Raw genomic sequence first — 17,075 nt, 5'->3', positions numbered from 1 at the left:
AAGGTACGTTGTTGATAACCAGGGTACGTCGCCGCTGCACGCCCGGGCTCACCCTGCCCACGGGGGCAGGCCGACGATGCCGCCCCGGTACCGAGGCCGGATCACTCTGCCCACGGGGGCAGGGCCGGGGCCTCCAGCACCAGGCGCGTCCCGCCCCCGGGCGGTGAGTCCACCTCCAGGCTGCCGCCGACCGTGGCCAGGCGCTGGACCATCCCGGCCAGGCCGGTGCCACCGGCGCCCGACCGGGCCTGGCCCGGGACCGCGCCGCCGACGCCGTCGTCGGCCACCACCGCCCTGACCCCGGTGGGTGAGCAGACCAGTGAGAGCCGTGCCTGCCGGGTCCCGGCGTGGGCGGCCACATTGGCCAGGGCCTGGGCGAGGGCGAAGTAGACGGCGGTCGCCACCGGTGAGGAGATGGCGGAGTCCTCCCCCTGGCAGTCCACCTCCACCTCCAGGCCGCTGGTGGCGGCGAGCTCACGGACGGCGGCGACCAGGCCCCGCTCGGTCAGGACGACGGGTCGCACGGAGCGGACGGTGGCGCGCAGGTCGGCCAGGGCGGCCTCGGCCTGCCCCTGGACGGCCTCCAGCTGGGTGCTGAGCTGCCTGACCAGCGGCGCCAGGTCACCCGCCGCGCCCCCGGCACGGACGCCGGTCGTGGGCCGCGTCCCCGGCCTCTCCCCGGCGCGGGCGCCAGCAGCCCCGTCAAGGCGGCCGGTGACAGACGCACCCCCGGCTAGTCCACCGGTCCCGGCCGGTCCACCGGACGACCAGCTGGCCCCGGTGGGCTCTGCCCCGCTGGCCCCCTCACCCCCGGCCAGGCCGGTCTCGAGCCGGGATACCGTGAGCTGGGCGGCCCCCAGGCCCATGGTCAGGGCGGTGAGGCGCTGCTGGGCGCCGTCGTGGAGGTCGCGTTCAATACGGGCCCGCTCGGCCTCGAAGGCGTCCACGAGCGTGGCCCGTCCTCGCTGGAGGCTGCCGACCTCGGCCGCGAGCGCCTCGGCCCGCTCCCGCTCCCGGTCCCGGCTCAGCACGGTGACCACACGCAGCCGCAGCACCCCGACCCCCAGGAGCACGACCAGGACCAGCACCAGGACCAGCACCCCCACCAGGGGGGTCCACCACACCTCGAGCCCGGAGGTGACGGTGGCCCTCCCTATGACCGCGGGGGACCTGCGGGAGACGACGAAGGGCATGAGCACGAGCACCACGGCTATGATCCCGCCGGCAAAGGCTGCGGCGAAGCTGACCGTGCTCAGCAGGAACCCGGCCACCGCGACCGGCAGGTCCGAGCGCCAGAAGCCGGGGGTGGTCATCCGGGCGGCCATCCAGGGGGCCAGGCGCTCACCCGCCGCCCGGCCGCTGGTGGCGGGGGCGCCCAGCCGCCGGGCCCGCCAGCGCTCCGCCTGGGCCAGGGCGGGGACGGTGAGGTGGACCAGGAACACGCCGAGGGTCATGACCATGAGCACCGGCATCCAGACCACGGCGTTGAGGAGCTCATTGAGGACGATCCTGGTACGCGACGCCGGACGCACCTGGGCCGTGCAGATCCCGGGCGGCCTGTCCGGACCGTCAGCACCCGGGTCAGTCGGCACGGCCGGGTCGCTCGGCTCCGGGGAGACCGGCCCGGTGGAGGCCGGAGACGAGGCCATTGACGCACTACCCGTGGGAGCACGAGGTGCCTCAACTGGTCTGGCGTCGACGCCGTCGCCTTCCCGGACGTTGGCGGACGTCGGAGCTGCCGAGGGCGTGCTCGGCCCAGGGGCTGCAGGAGGTGCGGTGGCTGACGAGTTCGGTGCGGACACGCCAATGACGCTAACGGCTCCACAGGGCGACGTCACTCCACCTGGCTCCACGAGTGCCCCACGGTCCTCCAGCCAGGAGGTGGGTCCCAGCACCACACCACCCGACCCCAGCTGGGGAGCCAGGACCAGTGACGACCGCGCGACGGCGGCATGTACTGGGCTCATGGTTCTCTCAGCACAGTCCCTCTCGTCCTGGGTCCCGCCCTCGGCCGGGCCCCGACCACGACACCGGTCAGGGGCCGCCTGGCCCCCTCCCGCCCCGGGCGCGCCCTACGTGGACACGCCCTACGCAGGGTCCCACGCGGACACGCCCCCGGCCGGGGAGCCCGCCAGCAGGACCGTCCCGGCACCGGCCAGCTCAGCCCCGGCACCGGGCGCCCCCACCCCGGGCACAGCTGGCGCGGCCGGTGCGGCCAGCGCAGCTGGCGGGGCCGTGAGCGTGAGCGTGCGCGCCCTGACGCGCTCCTTCCCGGTGCCGGGTCGGCACGAGCGCGTGGTGGCGCTGGCGGGCGTGGACCTGGACCTGGCACCCGGCTCCTTCACGGCGGTGGTCGGGGCCTCGGGCTGCGGCAAGTCGACCCTGCTGACCTGCGTGGCGGGCCTGGACCACCCGACCTCGGGCTCGGTCCGTCTGCTGGGCCGGGAGACGACGGCCCTGCGGCCGGGCGCCCTGGCCTCCTTCCGGGCCGCGCACGTGGGCATGGTCTTCCAGGAGGACAACCTGGTCACCTGCCTGAACGCCCGCGACAACGTGGCCCTGCCCGGCCGCTTGCGGGGCCGGCGGCTGCGCCGGGGGCAGGTGGACGCCGCCCTGGCCCGGGTGGGGCTGGCCGGTCAGGCCCGCCACATGCCCTCCCAGATGAGCGGCGGTGAGCGCCAGCGGGTCGCTATCGCCCGGGTCCTGGCGGCCCGCCCCCAGATCGTCCTGGCCGACGAGCCCACGGCCGCCCTGGACCTGGCCGCCTCCCAGGACGTCCTGGAGTGGTTCGACCAGATCGCCGCCGAGGGGGCCACGCTCCTCATGGTCACCCACGACCCCGCCGCCGCGGCCCGCGCCGACCGGGTCCTGGTCATGGCGGCGGGCCGGGTGGTCGAGGAGCTGGCGGGCGGGGACCCGACGGCGGTCTCCGCGGCGGTCCTGCGCGCCCAGGGCCGGAAGCCGGTCGACGCAGCCACCCCGGCCCTCGGGAACCCCGGACCCACCTCGGAGCCGGCCCCCGACGCAGTGGCGCCGGGCGTGGCACCCAGGGGCTCCGAGCCCGGGAACGCCCTCACCACCGAGGGGACCGGCACCACCCCCGCCCCGCGGAGGGAGACCCCCGACGCCCTCACCACCGGGAGGGCCGACTCATGACCCGCCTCCTGCTGGCCGACCTGCGCCGCCACGCCGGGACCTGGGTGTGGACCGCGGTGGTGTGCGCCGTCGTCTCCGCCTGCGCCACCGCGGTCCTGGTCATCCAGCGCGGTGCCCTGGCCGCCGCGACCGCCCTGGGGGACGCGCCCCAGGCCGCCACCATGCGCGCCTCGGCCCAGACGCTGGTGGCGTGGACGATCAGCACCACGGCCCTGGCGGGGGCGAGCGTCCTGACGTCCACCACCCGCCTGGCGGTGGAGCAGCACCGGTACGACCACGGCCTGTGGCGTGCCCTGGGGATGCGTCCCGGCATCCTGGAGGCGGTGCTCCTGGGGCAGCTGGCGGTCCTGGGGGCGCTCGCGGGGCTCCTGGGGACACCTCTGGGCCTGCTCCTCGTCCGCCCGCTGCACTCCATGCTGGTCAGTGAGCGCGTCATCCTGCCCTCGGCCACGCCGGCGGCCGCGCCCCGGGACCTGCTCATCCTGGTCGCGGTGACGGCGGGGACGGCCGTCTTGGGCGGGCTGAAGGCGGTGCACCGCTCCGCCCGCACCGAGGTCCTGGCCCTGCTGCGCGACGGCGCTGAGGAGCCACGACCCTGGTGGCGTCGGCTCCTGGGGGCCACGACGCGGCTGGTGCTCCTGGGCTCCGTGGCGGCCGGGGTCGTGGCCGCCTGGGTGGCGGGCGGCCGGGCCGAGCCGGGCTCGGAGAACGCGATCGCCGCCACGGTCGCGGGCTCCTTCGCCATCTTCACCCTCGTCGTGCTGCTGGTGCCCTGGGTGACCCCGTTCCTGGAGAACGCCTGGACGGGTGCCGTCGAGCTCGCGGTCCTGCGGCCTCTGGCGGCCACGGGCCTGGCCGACCCCACCGCCTGGTTCCTGGCCCGCCGCAGCGCCGCCCACGAGGCACGGCGCTCCAGCACCACGGTCATGCCCTTCCTGGTGGCGATCGGCCTGGTAGGGCTCCTCTACGGCTTCAAGGCGGGCGGCGCCTCGGGGGTGACGGCAAAGGGCTTGGGCTCCATGTTCGGCCCGGCCCTGCTCACCGCCTGGACCGGGGGCGTGGCGGTCATCGCCCTGGGGGCCAGCCGACGGCGTCGCGACGCCGCGCTCCTGGAGGCGGCGGGCGCGAGGGTGGCCCAGGTCCGTGCCGCCCAGGTGCTGGAGGGGGCGGTCCACGCGGTGACCGCCACGCTCCTGGGGCTGGCGGTCACGGGGCTCTCCCTGCTGCTCCTGGGGCGGAGCATGTCCCTGCCCCTGGGTGAGGTCCTGGACCGGGGGCCGTGGCTGGAGGTAGGGGTGGTCGCCCTGGCGAGCCTGGTGACGACCTGCACGGCGGTGGTCCTGGCGGGGCTCCAGGCGGGGCACGCCCTCAGCCTGGCGGCCGAGCTTCGCTCACGGGACTAGAGCCGCCTTCAGAACGAGTGTGCAAGTCCGCCTGACGTGACAGGCTAGGGGCGTGAACGTGGTCGAGAGACGCTACGGCGCAGCCATGGACCAGGCCCTGGCCCTGGCGGCACAGGCGGCCCGGCGCGGAGAGGTCCCGGTGGGGGCGGTGGTCCTGGGACCCGGCGGGAAGGTCCTCGCGCAGGGTGCCAACGCCTGCCAGGCCGAGCACGACCCCACGGCCCACGCCGAGATCCTGGCCCTGCGCGCGGCCGGGGCGGCCCTGGGGGACCCCCACCTGGAGGGATGCACGCTGGTAGTGACCCTGGAGCCGTGCACCATGTGCGCGGGCGCCATCCTGCTGGCCCGCCTGGAGCGCGTGGTCCTGGGAGCCTGGGAGCCCAGGACAGGCGCGGCCGGGAGCATACGGGACGTGCTGCGCGACCCCCGCACCAACCACCAGGTGGAGGTGGTCGCAGGCCTGCGGGCCAGGCAGTCCACTGCCCTGCTGCAGGACTTCTTCACCGCCCGGCGCCTCGACACCCCGGCCCCTACAGAGTGACCGAGGTCGCAGGTACCTGGGTTTGGGTGGTCCGGGACAGGGCGTGTACCCTGGGCCGTCGAGGTAGCGTGTCCGAGCGGCCGAAGGTGCAGATCTCGAAAGTCTGTGTGGTTCATAGCCACCCTGGGTTCGAATCCCAGCGCTACCGCCACCACGGTCCCCGGTATCCCAACGAAAAGTCGGGTACCGGGGACCGACGCACGTAGCGCGCGGTACGTACGTGGTACATACGTGGAACACCGTGGGGTCCCAGTGGGAACACGGAGACGGGCCCTGGTGGGTCGGGACAGGTGGGCCCGCGCCCGGACCAGGGGGCCGCTTACCGGCCCGGAGGAGAACGCCCTCAGCACCACCGGCCCATCCCCGCCCACGACGCCGGGGCCGCGCACCCCCAGCCACACCCCACGCAAGCCGTCGTCGACCTCAAGACACGCACTCCGGCACCACACACCCCATGACCTTAATGAGAGCCAGCGCCCGCAAACGCTATTTCGTGCAGGTGAACGCCATTTCGTGCGGGTGAACGCGCTCGAGAGCAGATGAACGCTAGTCCAGGAGGCGTCCATATGCCCTAAAGAGCGTTCACCTACCGGAGAAGACGTCTACCTAACGAAGAGCGCGTCCGCCTACCGAAGAGCGCGTTGAAGACTGCAGCCGGGTCCGCTATCCGGCTGGGAGCACGGTCGCGCTCAGGGGCGGGGCCCGCCAGCAGAGGCGGACCTTACCCGACCAGGCCGCACCCGACCAGGCCGCCGTGTGTGGAAAACTTTGTCCATGGACGCCGCAGCACCAACCCCGACCCCAGACATTCTCGGCGAGCCCTGGGTAGCCCGTCGTATCCCAGTGACCGACGCCGCCGCCGCACCCGGCGCCGACCACGCTGTCCTGGTCCACCAGCGTCAGGCGATGCCCGCACCCGGCGCGGCCCCCCGCCACACCCGTGCCGTCCTCTACCTCCACGGGCGCAACGACTACTTCTTCCAGACCCACCTGGCCCAGGCGTTCCTGGACGCGGGCTACGAGTTCTACGCCCTGGACCTGCGTGCCTGCGGCCGGTCCGCCCAGGTGGGGCTCACGGCCCCTCAGGCCGCCCCCACCCCCGCCCCGGCGGGCCAGGGCGGGCCAGGCCAGAACCCGGGCCGGAGCACCCCGGGCCAGGACGGACCAAGCCAGAGCACCCCGGGCCAGAACGGGCCAACCACCCCGAGAGACCCCGCCACCCCAAGAGACCCTGCCGGGCCGTCCACCGCCCCTGGCCCCTCCCCCCACGACGTGCTCGACCTGCGGGTCCACTACGAGGAGATCAACGAGGCCCTGCGCATTATCCGCACCGAGCACCGGCACTCCGTGGTCGTCCTCAACGCCCACTCCACCGGCGGCCTCCAGGCGGCCATCTGGGCGGGCGACCACAAGGACGAGGTACCGCCCAGCACCAGCCGTGTGGACGCCGTCGTCCTGAACTCCCCGTGGCTGGACTTCAACGCCTCCGCCTTTATGCGCTCCTACGGCTCGGCCGCCGTCGAGCTGCTGGCCAAGGTGGATCCTGGGCACAGGCTCTCCAACCCGGCGGAGTCCGCGGCGGGCGCCGACGCCGACCCGCGCCTGGCCGATCCCTACAACCGTGCCCTGCACGCCCGGTGGGGCGGGGAGTGGAACTGGGACCTGCGGCTCAAGCCCTCCCCCGGGTTCCCGGTCACGGCGGGCTTTATCGCCGGCATCCGGCGGCTCCAGCGGGACGTGCACCACGGTCTGGGGATCAGGGTGCCAGTGCTGGTGACCTGCTCGACAGCGTCCTGGCACCCGGGGGACCCTATCCAGGACGCCCTGCGCGCCGACGCGGTGCTCTCCGTGGAGCGGATTATGGCCCGCGCCCCCTTCCTGGGCCAGGACGTCACCGTCATCCAGATCGAGGGCGGCGTCCACGACCTGGTCCTGTCCCCTGAGCCCGCCCGCAGCGAGTACCTGCGCACGGTCACCACCTGGCTCGCCGAGCGCCTGCCCTGACAGCGCCTGCCCGACGCCGCCGGCACCTGCCTCTCGTCCCTACTCTCACCGGGCCCCGGCCAGGGCCTCGACCAGGGCCTGGCTGACCCTCTCCACCACCGCCAGGGTGTCCACGAAGTCCGCGTGGTCCCCGTACCAGGGGTCGGGGACGTCCAGGTCCACCGTGGCCAGCCCGACCGCAAGCGGGTCGTACGCCCGGTAGAGCTGGATCCGCTTCTGGCCGGCACGCAGGGGACCGGCCCGGCGTCGGAGCGCCTTCACCTGCCTACGGGTCATGGCCAGCACGAGGTCGGCGGAGGTGAGCTCGGCGTCGCTCATGCGGTGCGCCCGGTGGGTGCGCATTGTCCGGCCCGCGGCGTCATCGGCCCCAGGCCCGACGCCGTAGCCGGCCTCACGCAGGATCCGCAGGGCACAGGGGTCCATGGGGTTGCCGTACTCCTCGCCGGAGACCCCCGCGCTGGTGACCTCCACGCCGGGCGCCCCGACCCGGTCCGGACGCGATGGACCCACCCCGGCCCGGTCCGGGGACAGCATCCCGGCAGCCTGGAGGTGGTCACGCAGGACCGCCTCGGCCATGGGGGACCAGCAGATATTGCCGGTACAGACCATGACGACCCGGTAGGGGCCGTCGGGGTGACGAGCTGGCGGCAGGTTCATGACCCAAGGCTCTCACACCGCCCTTCCGCGGCAGGATCACGGCGATCAGGCCGACCGCGCAACGGCCCCACTAAGACCGCGGCCCCAGCGCGTGAGGCCACAGCGGGTGTGAAGCTTCTCACCAAGATGCGGCGTGACCGCGGCCCCAGCGCGTGAGGCCACAGCACGCCCCGGACGGTGGTGCCAGCTCCGTCCTCCCGCAGTCCCAGCGTGCAAGGCCACGGCAGGTACGCTCGTAATCGTCGTCGGAAGCTTCAACCACCGCCCCCAGACGCCCACACCCGGAACCCACCGCCCCAGGCACCCACGCCGGCCACCACGCCCAGGACCGACACGGGACCCACACCGCAGATCACGCCCGAGATCCGCACCGCATCGCACGCCGCAAGACCCACACCGCATCGCACCCAGCAGAGTGATCTAGACCATGGCACGCCACTCCGCTCGACGCCGGCCAGGGCGCAGCCGACCGCGGAACGGCACCACACGTAAGACCGCGGCCCCAGGCACCCGCACCGGGATCCACCACACGCGGCGCCCGGGTCCGGCACCAGTGCTGACGTCGGCGCTGACGTCGGCCGGGGTCTCCCGTAGTCTCAGCGTTATGAATCAGCCCGTGCCCTCCACAGCCCGCCGAACCCCCAGCACGCTCGACGCCGTCGCGGAGCGCTACGTCGCCGACCTGGCCGTCCTCTCCCCGGAGTTCGCCGTCGTCTGCGGCCTGCCGGGCGTGCGCGGCCGCCTGGACGACTACTCCCCCGAGGGACTGGAGGCCGGTGCGGCCCTACGGGACCGTGTCCTGCGCGAGATCGAGGCCACCGCCCCTACCGACGACGTGGACCAGGTGACCCTGGCGGCCATGCGTGAGCGCCTGGGGGTGGAGGCGGAGATGGCGGCCGCGGGCGAGGACCTGCGGTCCCTCAACGTCATCGCCTCACCCGCCCAGGGCCTGCGCGACGTCTTCGACCTGCTGCCCACGGCCACCACCGAGGACTGGGGGAACCTGGCCTCCGCCCTGGGTGACGTGCCCCGGGCCCTGTCGGGCTACCAGGACTCCCTGCTCCTGGCGGCCTCCCGCGGCCAGGTGGCCTCCCGTCGGCAGGTCGAGGCCGTCATGGGGCAGGCCCGCACCCAGGCCGGTGAGCAGTCCTCCTTCGAGACGCTGCTGGCCAACGCGCAGGTCGGCCAGGGCGAGCAGGCCACGGCGGTGCCCGAGCCCCTGGCCCGTGAGCTCTCCCGCTCCGCCGCCAGGGCCCGGGCGGCCTACGACGGCCTCGCCTCCTTCCTGGAACGCAAGATCCTGCCGCTGGCCAGTGAGGACGACGCCGTCGGACGAGAGCGCTACGAGCTGTTCAGCCGCAGCTTCCTGGGTGCGCGGGTGGACCTGGACGAGACCTACGAGTGGGGGCGGACGCGGCTGGCGGCCATTGACGCCGAGCAGCGGACGATCGCCGAGCGCCTCTACGGGCCGGGCACGAGCGTGCGTGAGGCCCTGCGGCGCCTGGACGCCGACCCCGCCCGGCGGGTCCACGGCACCGACGCCCTCCAGGCCTGGATGCAGGAGACCTCCGACGCCGCCATCGAGGCCCTCGACGGTGTCCACTTCGACATCCCCGAGCCGCTGCGGACCCTGGAGTGCCGGATCGCCCCGTCGGCCACGGGCGGCATCTACTACACGGGCCCCAGCGACGACTTCTCACGCCCGGGACGCATGTGGTGGTCGGTCCCCGCGGGCACCACGGACTTCTCCACCTGGCAGGAACGCACCACCGTCTTCCACGAGGGCGTGCCGGGCCACCACCTCCAGGTGGGGACGCAGACCTACCTGCGTGACACCCTCAACTCCTGGCGGCGCCTGTGCTGCTGGGTGAGCGGTCACGGCGAGGGCTGGGCCCTGTACGCCGAGCGCCTCATGGCCGACCTGGGGTTCCAGGACGACCCCGGTGACCGTATGGGCATGCTGGACTCCCAGCGCCTGCGCGCCGCGCGCGTGGTCCTGGACATTGGCGTGCACCTGGGCAAGAAGCGGCCCACCGAGCTGGCCGACCTGCCCGGCGTGGGACCGGGCAGGTGGGACGCGCCCTCCGCCTGGGCCTTCCTGCGCCACAACGTAGCCATGGGCGAGTCCTTCCTGCGCTTTGAGCTCGACCGCTACCTGGGCTGGCCGGGGCAGGCGCCCTCCTACGCGGTGGGTCAGCGGCTGTGGGAGGAGACGCGCGACGCCGCCCTGGCGACCCAGCGGGTGGTCGGGGGCGAGGCGAGCCTGCGGGGCTTCCACACCCGGGCCCTGGCCCTGGGCAGCGTGGGCCTGGACGTCCTGCGTCAGGCCCTGGCCTGAGGCGGGCCCGGGCAGGTAGCTGGCAGGTCGCTGTGGGTGCGGTGGTGCGCGGCCGCGCGCCGCAGGCGGGCCCGGGCAGGTGGTCGTGGGGGCACCTGGGGCAGGAGCGGCGGGATCAGGATCCTGCCCCCTACCGCTTACGACCGAGGACCTACCACGTGGCGGGGGCTGCGGGCGAGGCCGTCAGCCGCTCACGAGCGAGGACCTGCCCAGTGGTGCACCCGGGCTTACCGGCCCGGGGCGGTAGGATCGGGGATCACAGGCCCAGGGCGGCACGCTCCTCGAAACCGACCCAGTCGGTGCGCACCTCCAGGGCCCGGAACCAGCGTGCCAGCGCCGGCCAGAAGGAGATGGAGGGGCCGGTCTCGGGGTAGGCCTGCCGACCGCCGTACTCGTAGGACTGGATGGTGGTGAACAGGCGGATGTCGCTGCCCATGGGGTAGGAGCCGCACAGGTACTGCTCGACGGAGATGACGGCGGCCAGGCCGGGCCCGTCGGAGAAGGTCAGGGCGTCCTCGTGGCTGGCCTCCATGCCGGTCGCCCGGGCCAGGAGGGTGTCGACGACGTCGAAGGCGGTCAGGACGCAGTTGGAGGCCTCCTCGATCTCCTCCGGGTCCTTGGAGTGGGTGACCACCCCGTGGGGGGCGTTGACCTCCGCGGTCAGCCACTCGTCCCAGGCGTCGGTGGACAGGCGGCGGTCCAGCGGGTAGAGCTGGGGGGCGTTGGACCGGTGGAAGGGGGACCAGGCAGTAGCCAGGTCAAAGAGGAGCGCCCCCGAGTCGGCCATGACGACGTGGCCGTCGTTGAGGTCTACCAGGGCCGGGAGGGTGGGGGGTGGGGTGTAGCCGGGGGTGCTGGCATAGACCTCAGCCAGGGACCGGGCCTCCAGGGCGGGGTCGATCCCAGGGGCACCGTCGGATCCGGTGAGCTCCCAGTAGCCGTCCTCACCCCGGCCGTAGGACCATGAGACGGGCAGGGCCTCCGTCAGTCCTAGAATCCGCCGGGCAATGAGCACACGTCGACACCATGGGCAGGAACTGGAGGCTACCAGCTGGTAGCGGCCTGGCTCGACGGCGAGGTCGCCCTCTGTGAAACGGTGCGAGGGTGAGATGGGCATAGGTCCTCCCGGGCTCGTGGGGCGTTATCTCCATCCTGAGCCCTTGCGAGGTAGCTCGCACGGTCATTCACCGCAGGCGAACCGTCGCGGAGCCGTCCACGGGTCCCGACGCCGCCGGGACCCCGTGACCGTCTCCGTGGAGGAAGAGGAGGGAGCCCTCGGTGGCACCACATTCGTGGTGGCACCGAGGGCTCAGCCTCAGGTGGTTGTCCTGGTGGTGTCCTGCTCTTCCGTACCCTGGCGGGTGCAGTACCATCGGCGCTGGGGGTCTTAGCTTCCGGGTTCGGTATGGGGCCGGGCGTGGCTCCCCCGCTATGACCACCAGGACGGGCCTGGTAGGGGCTCCCACGGGCTACTGTGGCCCCCCGGGTGTGGGGGGTGGTGTCCCGGTGGTGTGCGTGCCCCGTGTTCTGTTCTCGTGCCCCACGCCCGCTCGTGCACCGGTGTGGTGCGGACCAGCGTGTGTGGTGGGGGTTGGTCGTGGACCGTATAGTGGACGCCCACCCCCCGCCTGGGGGGTGGTCCGTGGCACGCTCCGTGTGCCTGACGCGTGCTCGTTCGCGTGTGTTTGTGTGTTGTGTCGGCCTGTTAGTACCGGTCAGCTCCACGGGTCACCCCGCTTCCACGCCCGGCCTATCAACCCGGTCGTCTACCGGGGGCCTACCACACCACCCCAGGGGGGTGGTCGTGCGGAGGCCTGGTCTCGGGGATGGTTTCCCGCTTAGATGCCTTCAGCGGTTACCCCTCCCGGACGTAGCCAACCAGCCGTGCCCCTGGCGGGACAACTGGCACACCAGAGGTCCGTCCGTCCCGGTCCTCTCGTACTAGGGACAGGCCCCCTCAGGCCTCCAACGCGCGCAGAGGATAGGGACCGAACTGTCTCACGACGTTCTAAACCCAGCTCGCGTACCGCTTTAATGGGCGAACAGCCCAACCCTTGGGACCTGCTCCAGCCCCAGGATGCGACGAGCCGACATCGAGGTGCCAAACCATGCCGTCGATATGGACTCTTGGGCAGGATCAGCCTGTTATCCCCGGGGTACCTTTTATCCGTTGAGCGACGGCCCACCCACACGGGGCCGCCGGATCACTAGCTCCTGCTTTCGCACCTGCCCGACCCGTCGGTCTCGCAGTCAAGCCCCCTTGTGCGCTTGCACTCGACACCTGGTTACCGACCAGGCTGAGGGGACCCTTGAGCGCCTCCGTTACCCTTTAGGAGGCAACCGCCCCAGTTAAACTACCCACCAGGCACTGTCCCTGACCCGGGTCACGGGCCGAGGTTCAGGCGCACGCCGCACCCAGAGTGGTATCCCAACAACGGCTCCCCACGACGCTGGCGCGCCGGGATCCACGCCTCCCACCTATCCTGCACAGGACACGGCGGACGCCAATACCAAGCTGCAGTAAAGGTCCCGGGGTCTTTCCGTCCTTCTGCGCGTAACGAGCATCTTTACTCGTAGTGCAATTTCACCGGGCCCGTGGTGGAGACAGCGGGGGAGTCGTTACGCCATTCGTGCAGGTCGGAACTTACCCGACAAGGAATTTCGCTACCTTAGGATGGTTATAGTTACCACCGCCGTTTACTGGGGCTTGAACTCACCGCTTCACCCCCCGCGGGGGGCTGACGGATCCTCTTGACCTTCCAGCACCGGGCAGGCGTCAGTCCGTATACATCGCCTTACGGCTTCGCACGGACCTGTGTTTTTAGTAAACAGTCGCTCCCCCCTGGTCTCTGCGGCCCGCCCCCCCAGCCCGCACGGGGCCTCAGGGGACAGGGCCCCCCTTCTCCCAAAGTTACGGGGGCATCTTGCCGAGTTCCTTCACCACGGTTCACCCGCCCGCCTCGGCATACTCTGCCGGACCACCTGTGTCGGTATAGGGTACGGGCGGCTCACACCATCGCGTCGAGGCTTTTCTAGGCACCACAGGATCACCCTGCTTCCCCGCCCCACGGGGCAGGTCACCGTCCCGCCTCACCCTCGTCACCAAAGACAGCCCCCCGGATTTACCTGGGGGACGGGCCACACGGTTGGACGGGCCAAGCCATCAGGCCCGCGGAGGCTACCACTGTGCGTCACCCCTGTTAACACGCTTGCCTACCAAGGCGGAGGACCCCCAGACCCGGCACCACCACCCCCACCCGGGCCGAAGCCCGGGACAAGGGGAAGAAGGCGGCACCCGGCGTGGGTTAGCACCCACCAGTCAGCACGGGCGGTGCCCCACCGGTACGGGAATATCAACCCGTCACCCATCGACTACGCCTGTCGGCCTCGCCTTAGGCCCCGACTCACCCAGGGCGGACGAACCTTCCCCTGGAACCCTTGGTCACACGGCGCCGGGGACTCCCACCCCGGTCTCGCTACTCATGCCTGCATCCTCGCTCCCGCACCGTCCACCAGGGGTCACCCCACCGGCTTCACCCAGCACAGGACGCTCCCCTACCACCCCCAACCCCCCACAGGGGGCCGGGGGTCCGCGGCTTCGGCGGCGCGCTTGAGCCCCGCTACATTGTCGGCGCACGACCACTTGACCAGTGAGCTGTTACGCACTCTTTCAAGGGTGGCTGCTTCTAAGCCAACCTCCTGGTTGTCACCGCGGCCGCACATCCTTTCCCACTTAGCGCGCGCTTAGGGGCCTTAGCCGGCGGTCCGGGCTGTTCCCCTCTCGACCACGGAGCTTATCCCCCGCGGTCTCACTGCCGCGCTCACACCCGACGGCATTCGGAGTTTGGCTGACCCCAGTAACCCTGTGGGGCCCATCAGCCAACCAGTAGCTCTACCTCCGCCGGGGACCACGCGACGCTGCACCCAAATGCATTTCGGGGAGAACCAGCTATCACGGAGTCTGATTGGCCTTTCACCCCTACCCACAGCTCATCCCCCCGGTTTTCAACCCAGGCGGGTCCGGCCCTCCACACGCTCTTACACGTGCCTCAGCCTGGCCATGGGTAGATCACCCCGCTTCGGGTCCAGGACGCGCCACTAGACGCCCTGTTCGGACTCGCCCTCGCTACGGCTACCCCACAACGGGTTAACCTCGCGACACGCCACTGACTCGCAGGCTCATTCTTCAATAGGCACGCCACCACCCCCCACCCCCCACGAAAAACGGGGGGGCGGCAGGGCCCTGACGGCTCGTAGGCGCCCGGTTTCAGGTACTCTTTCACTCCCCTCCCGGGGTACTTTTCACCGTTCCCTCACGGTACTACTCCGCTATCGGTCACCAGGAGGTATTCAGGCAGCCGGGTGGTCCCGGCAGATTCACACAGGATTCCACGTGCCCCGTGCTACTCGGGCACCGTGCCAGCGCGGCCGAGGCAGTTCCGCCTACGGGGCTCTCACCCTCCACGGCCCCCCGTCCCAGGGGGTTCGGCTACCACCACGGTTTCTCACCACGCCCCCGCCCCGGCAGGAACAGGACGGCACGACCCCACAACCCCGCCGCGGCAGACCCTGCCGGGTAACCAGCACCACGACGGTTTCAGCCATCATCCGCTTCCGCTCGCCACTACTCACGGAATATCCTCTCCTACGGGTACTGAGATGTTTCACTTCCCCGCGTAACCCCCACACGCCCTATACATTCAGACGCGGGTGACGCCCCGTGACGGGCGCCGGGTCCCCCCATTCGGAAACCCTCGGATCAAGGCCCGCAAGACGGCTCCCCGAGGCTTATCGCAGTCCACCACGTCCTTCATCGGCCCCTGGTGCCAAGGCATCCACCGAACGCCCATAAAAACAACACACAACACAGGCAAACCACACCCAGAACCCACCACACCACGAACAGCGCAGCAGGACCCGGGCGCGAGGCACACAACAAAAACACACCACAGAGAACAAAGATACTCGCGTCCACTATACAGTTCACAACCAACCCACCCACACCCCCACAACCCCCCACACCACCACCAAACAAGCAGCAGCAAACAACCAGGAGAGAAGCAGAAGCAGGACACAAAGGGCACGCAGCCCCAGACCCCGACAGCATGCCCCCACCCCCCCACCACAAGAGCGAGGAAGGGCGGGCACCCCCCACCCACCCAGCAGAACGCAGGGTGAGAGGGGAGCGTGCTCCCGTGCTGTTCGTCCGGCCCCTCCGACGGGCCACGAGAGGACCCGGGACGCGCCCGTGCGCGCCCCCCGCCCCCCGCAGACCCCTAGATCCCTAGAAAGGAGGTGATCCAGCCGCACCTTCCGGTACGGCTACCTTGTTACGACTTCGTCCCAATCACCAGCCCCGCCTTCGACCGCTCCCCGTGGGGCCACGGGCTTCGGGCGTCACCGGCTTTCATGACGTGACGGGCGGTGTGTACAAGGCCCGAGAACGTATTCACCGCGGCGTTGCTGATCCGCGATTACTAGCGACTCCAGCTTCACGGTGTCGAGTTGCAGACACCGATCCGAACTGAGACCGGCTTTAAGGGATTCGCCCCGCCTCACGGCATCGCAACCCTCTGTACCGGCCATTGTAGCATGCGTGAAGCCCAGGACATAAGGGGCATGATGATTTGACGTCGTCCCCACCCTCCTCCGAGTTGACCCCGGCAGTCTCCCGCGAGTCCCCACCACGACGTGCTGGCAACACGGGACAGGGGTTGCGCTCGTTGCGGGACTTAACCCAACATCTCACGACACGAGCTGACGACAACCATGCACCACCTGCGGACCGGCCCCGAAGGGAGCCCGCGTCTCCGCGGACGACCGGCCCATGTCAAGCCCTGGTAAGGTTCTTCGCGTCGCATCGAATTAATCCGCATGCTCCGCCGCTTGTGCGGGCCCCCGTCAATTCCTTTGAGTTTTAGCCTTGCGGCCGTACTCCCCAGGCGGGGCACTTAATGCGTTAGCTACGGCGCGGACGACCCGGAAGAGGCCCCCCACACCTAGTGCCCAACGTTTACGGCGTGGACTACCAGGGTATCTAATCCTGTTCGCTCCCCACGCTCTCGCTCCTCAGCGTCAGTAACGGCCCAGAGACCCGCCTTCGCCACCGGTGTTCTTCCTGATATCTGCGCATTCCACCGCTACACCAGGAGTTCCAGCCTCCCCTACCGCACTCAAGCCGGCCCGTACCCACCGCACGCCCCCGGTTGAGCCAGGGGATTTCACGGCGGACGCGACCAGCCGCCTACAAGCCCTTTACGCCCAGTAACTCCGGACAACGCTCGCGCCCTACGTATTACCGCGGCTGCTGGCACGTAGTTAGCCGGCGCTTCTTAACCCGGCTACAGTCAGCACCCCACACGGGGGCGCCTTCTCCACCGGCGAAAGAGGTTCACAACCCGAAGGCCTCCGTCCCTCACGCGGCGTCGCTGCGTCAGGCTTCCGCCCATTGCGCAATACCCCCCACTGCTGCCTCCCGCAGGAGTCTGGGCCGTGTCTCAGTCCCAGTGTGGCCGTCCACCCTCTCAGGCCGGCTACCCGTCACCGCCTTGGTAGGCCATCACCCCACCAACAAGCTGATAGGCCGCGAGCCCATCCCCCACCAGAACCCCCAAACAGGGGAACCTATCCCGGCACCACCATGCGGCAGCACCAGCACACCCCGTATTAGCACCCCTTTCAGAGCGTTATCCAGGAGCAGGGGGCAGGTTACTCACGTGATACTCACCCGTTCGCCACTAACCCACCCAAAAAAGGGCAGGCCCGTTCGACTTGCATGTGTTAAGCACGCCGCCAGCGTTCGTCCTGAGCCAGGATCAAACTCTCCAAAAAAACCAATCACCCAGGCAACACCAGAAACCCAGCAGAACCAGGCACCAGCACCACCCAGACAAACAAAACAACCAAGCACACCCCAGAACCCAACACCAGGCCCCAGAACACACCCAGCAAAAAACCAGACAAACAAAACACACAA

8 protein-coding genes, 1 tRNA gene and 3 rRNA genes are annotated in these 17,075 nt (G+C 70.6%); 6 read left to right on the top strand and 6 right to left on the bottom strand.

The window, feature by feature from the left end; all coding sequences use genetic code 11:
• Positions 1-101: 101 nt before the first annotated feature.
• Positions 102-1,649, bottom strand: a complete 1,548-nt coding sequence (locus C3V41_RS13435; protein ID WP_254423563.1) for a sensor histidine kinase — start codon at positions 1,647-1,649, stop codon at positions 102-104.
• Positions 1,650-1,965: 316 nt separating this feature from the next.
• On the opposite strand from C3V41_RS13435, the gene C3V41_RS09855 reads away from it, so the two are divergent.
• The 5 genes from C3V41_RS09855 to C3V41_RS09835 all read left to right on the top strand — a co-directional run bounded on the left by C3V41_RS09855 (position 1,966) and on the right by C3V41_RS09835 (position 7,104).
• On the top strand, positions 1,966-3,156 hold the full coding sequence (locus C3V41_RS09855; RefSeq protein WP_217350933.1) for an ABC transporter ATP-binding protein: 1,191 nt from the start codon (positions 1,966-1,968) through the stop codon (positions 3,154-3,156).
• Entirely contained in the window at positions 3,153-4,559 is a 1,407-nt protein-coding gene (locus C3V41_RS09850) for an FtsX-like permease family protein (protein WP_106110112.1), read from the top strand. Before C3V41_RS09855 ends, C3V41_RS09850 begins: the two co-directional genes overlap by 4 nt.
• Before the next feature lie 85 nt (positions 4,560-4,644).
• Positions 4,645-5,100: a tRNA adenosine(34) deaminase TadA gene (tadA, locus tag C3V41_RS09845; RefSeq protein WP_106110795.1), complete on the top strand. Its 456-nt coding sequence runs from the start codon at positions 4,645-4,647 to the stop codon at positions 5,098-5,100.
• A gap of 62 nt (positions 5,101-5,162) precedes the next feature.
• Positions 5,163-5,251 (top strand) — tRNA-Ser (locus C3V41_RS13195).
• A gap of 623 nt (positions 5,252-5,874) precedes the next feature.
• Positions 5,875-7,104, top strand: a complete 1,230-nt coding sequence (locus C3V41_RS09835) for an alpha/beta hydrolase (protein ID WP_129591553.1) — start codon at positions 5,875-5,877, stop codon at positions 7,102-7,104.
• A 45-nt stretch (positions 7,105-7,149) separates the two neighbouring features.
• Here C3V41_RS09835 and C3V41_RS09830 read toward each other — a convergent pair whose 3' ends face one another.
• Positions 7,150-7,761, bottom strand: a complete 612-nt coding sequence (locus tag C3V41_RS09830) for a low molecular weight protein-tyrosine-phosphatase (protein WP_254423562.1) — start codon at positions 7,759-7,761, stop codon at positions 7,150-7,152.
• A gap of 604 nt (positions 7,762-8,365) precedes the next feature.
• Here C3V41_RS09830 and C3V41_RS09825 point away from each other — a divergent pair.
• Entirely contained in the window at positions 8,366-10,099 is a 1,734-nt protein-coding gene (locus C3V41_RS09825; protein ID WP_106110111.1) for a DUF885 domain-containing protein, read from the top strand.
• Between the two features lie 256 nt (positions 10,100-10,355).
• On the opposite strand, the gene C3V41_RS09820 is transcribed toward C3V41_RS09825, so the two are convergent.
• The 4 genes from C3V41_RS09820 to C3V41_RS09805 all read right to left on the bottom strand — a co-directional run bounded on the left by C3V41_RS09820 (position 10,356) and on the right by C3V41_RS09805 (position 16,930).
• Positions 10,356-11,216 (bottom strand): glutathione transferase, encoded by an 861-nt coding sequence (locus tag C3V41_RS09820; protein WP_106110110.1) that lies wholly within the window; start codon positions 11,214-11,216, stop codon positions 10,356-10,358.
• A 209-nt stretch (positions 11,217-11,425) separates the two neighbouring features.
• Positions 11,426-11,542, bottom strand: a 5S ribosomal RNA gene (rrf, locus tag C3V41_RS09815).
• 243 nt (positions 11,543-11,785) lie between these two features.
• A 23S ribosomal RNA gene (locus C3V41_RS09810) occupies positions 11,786-14,961 on the bottom strand.
• Positions 14,962-15,387: 426 nt separating this feature from the next.
• A 16S ribosomal RNA gene (locus C3V41_RS09805) occupies positions 15,388-16,930 on the bottom strand.
• Together the 16S, 23S and 5S rRNA genes form the textbook arrangement of a ribosomal RNA operon.
• Positions 16,931-17,075 lie beyond the last annotated feature (145 nt).

The organism is Actinomyces sp. oral taxon 897 (genome assembly GCF_002999235.1).
Taxonomy (GTDB): domain Bacteria; phylum Actinomycetota; class Actinomycetes; order Actinomycetales; family Actinomycetaceae; genus Actinomyces.
This window is presented reverse-complemented; position numbering and strand designations above follow the sequence as displayed.

Excerpts from the sequence above, each read along its gene's own strand:
- C3V41_RS13435 (WP_254423563.1), bottom strand. The coding sequence starts at position 1,649 with ATGGCCTCGTCTCCGGCCTCCACCGGGCCGGTCTCCCCGGAGCCGAGC.
- C3V41_RS09855 (WP_217350933.1), top strand. The coding sequence starts at position 1,966 with ATGGTTCTCTCAGCACAGTCCCTCTCGTCCTGGGTCCCGCCCTCGGCC.
- C3V41_RS09850 (WP_106110112.1), top strand. The coding sequence starts at position 3,153 with ATGACCCGCCTCCTGCTGGCCGACCTGCGCCGCCACGCCGGGACCTGG.
- tadA (WP_106110795.1), top strand. The coding sequence starts at position 4,645 with ATGGACCAGGCCCTGGCCCTGGCGGCACAGGCGGCCCGGCGCGGAGAG.
- C3V41_RS09835 (WP_129591553.1), top strand. The coding sequence starts at position 5,875 with ATGGACGCCGCAGCACCAACCCCGACCCCAGACATTCTCGGCGAGCCC.
- C3V41_RS09830 (WP_254423562.1), bottom strand. The coding sequence starts at position 7,761 with ATGAACCTGCCGCCAGCTCGTCACCCCGACGGCCCCTACCGGGTCGTC.
- C3V41_RS09825 (WP_106110111.1), top strand. The coding sequence starts at position 8,366 with ATGAATCAGCCCGTGCCCTCCACAGCCCGCCGAACCCCCAGCACGCTC.
- C3V41_RS09820 (WP_106110110.1), bottom strand. The coding sequence starts at position 11,216 with ATGCCCATCTCACCCTCGCACCGTTTCACAGAGGGCGACCTCGCCGTC.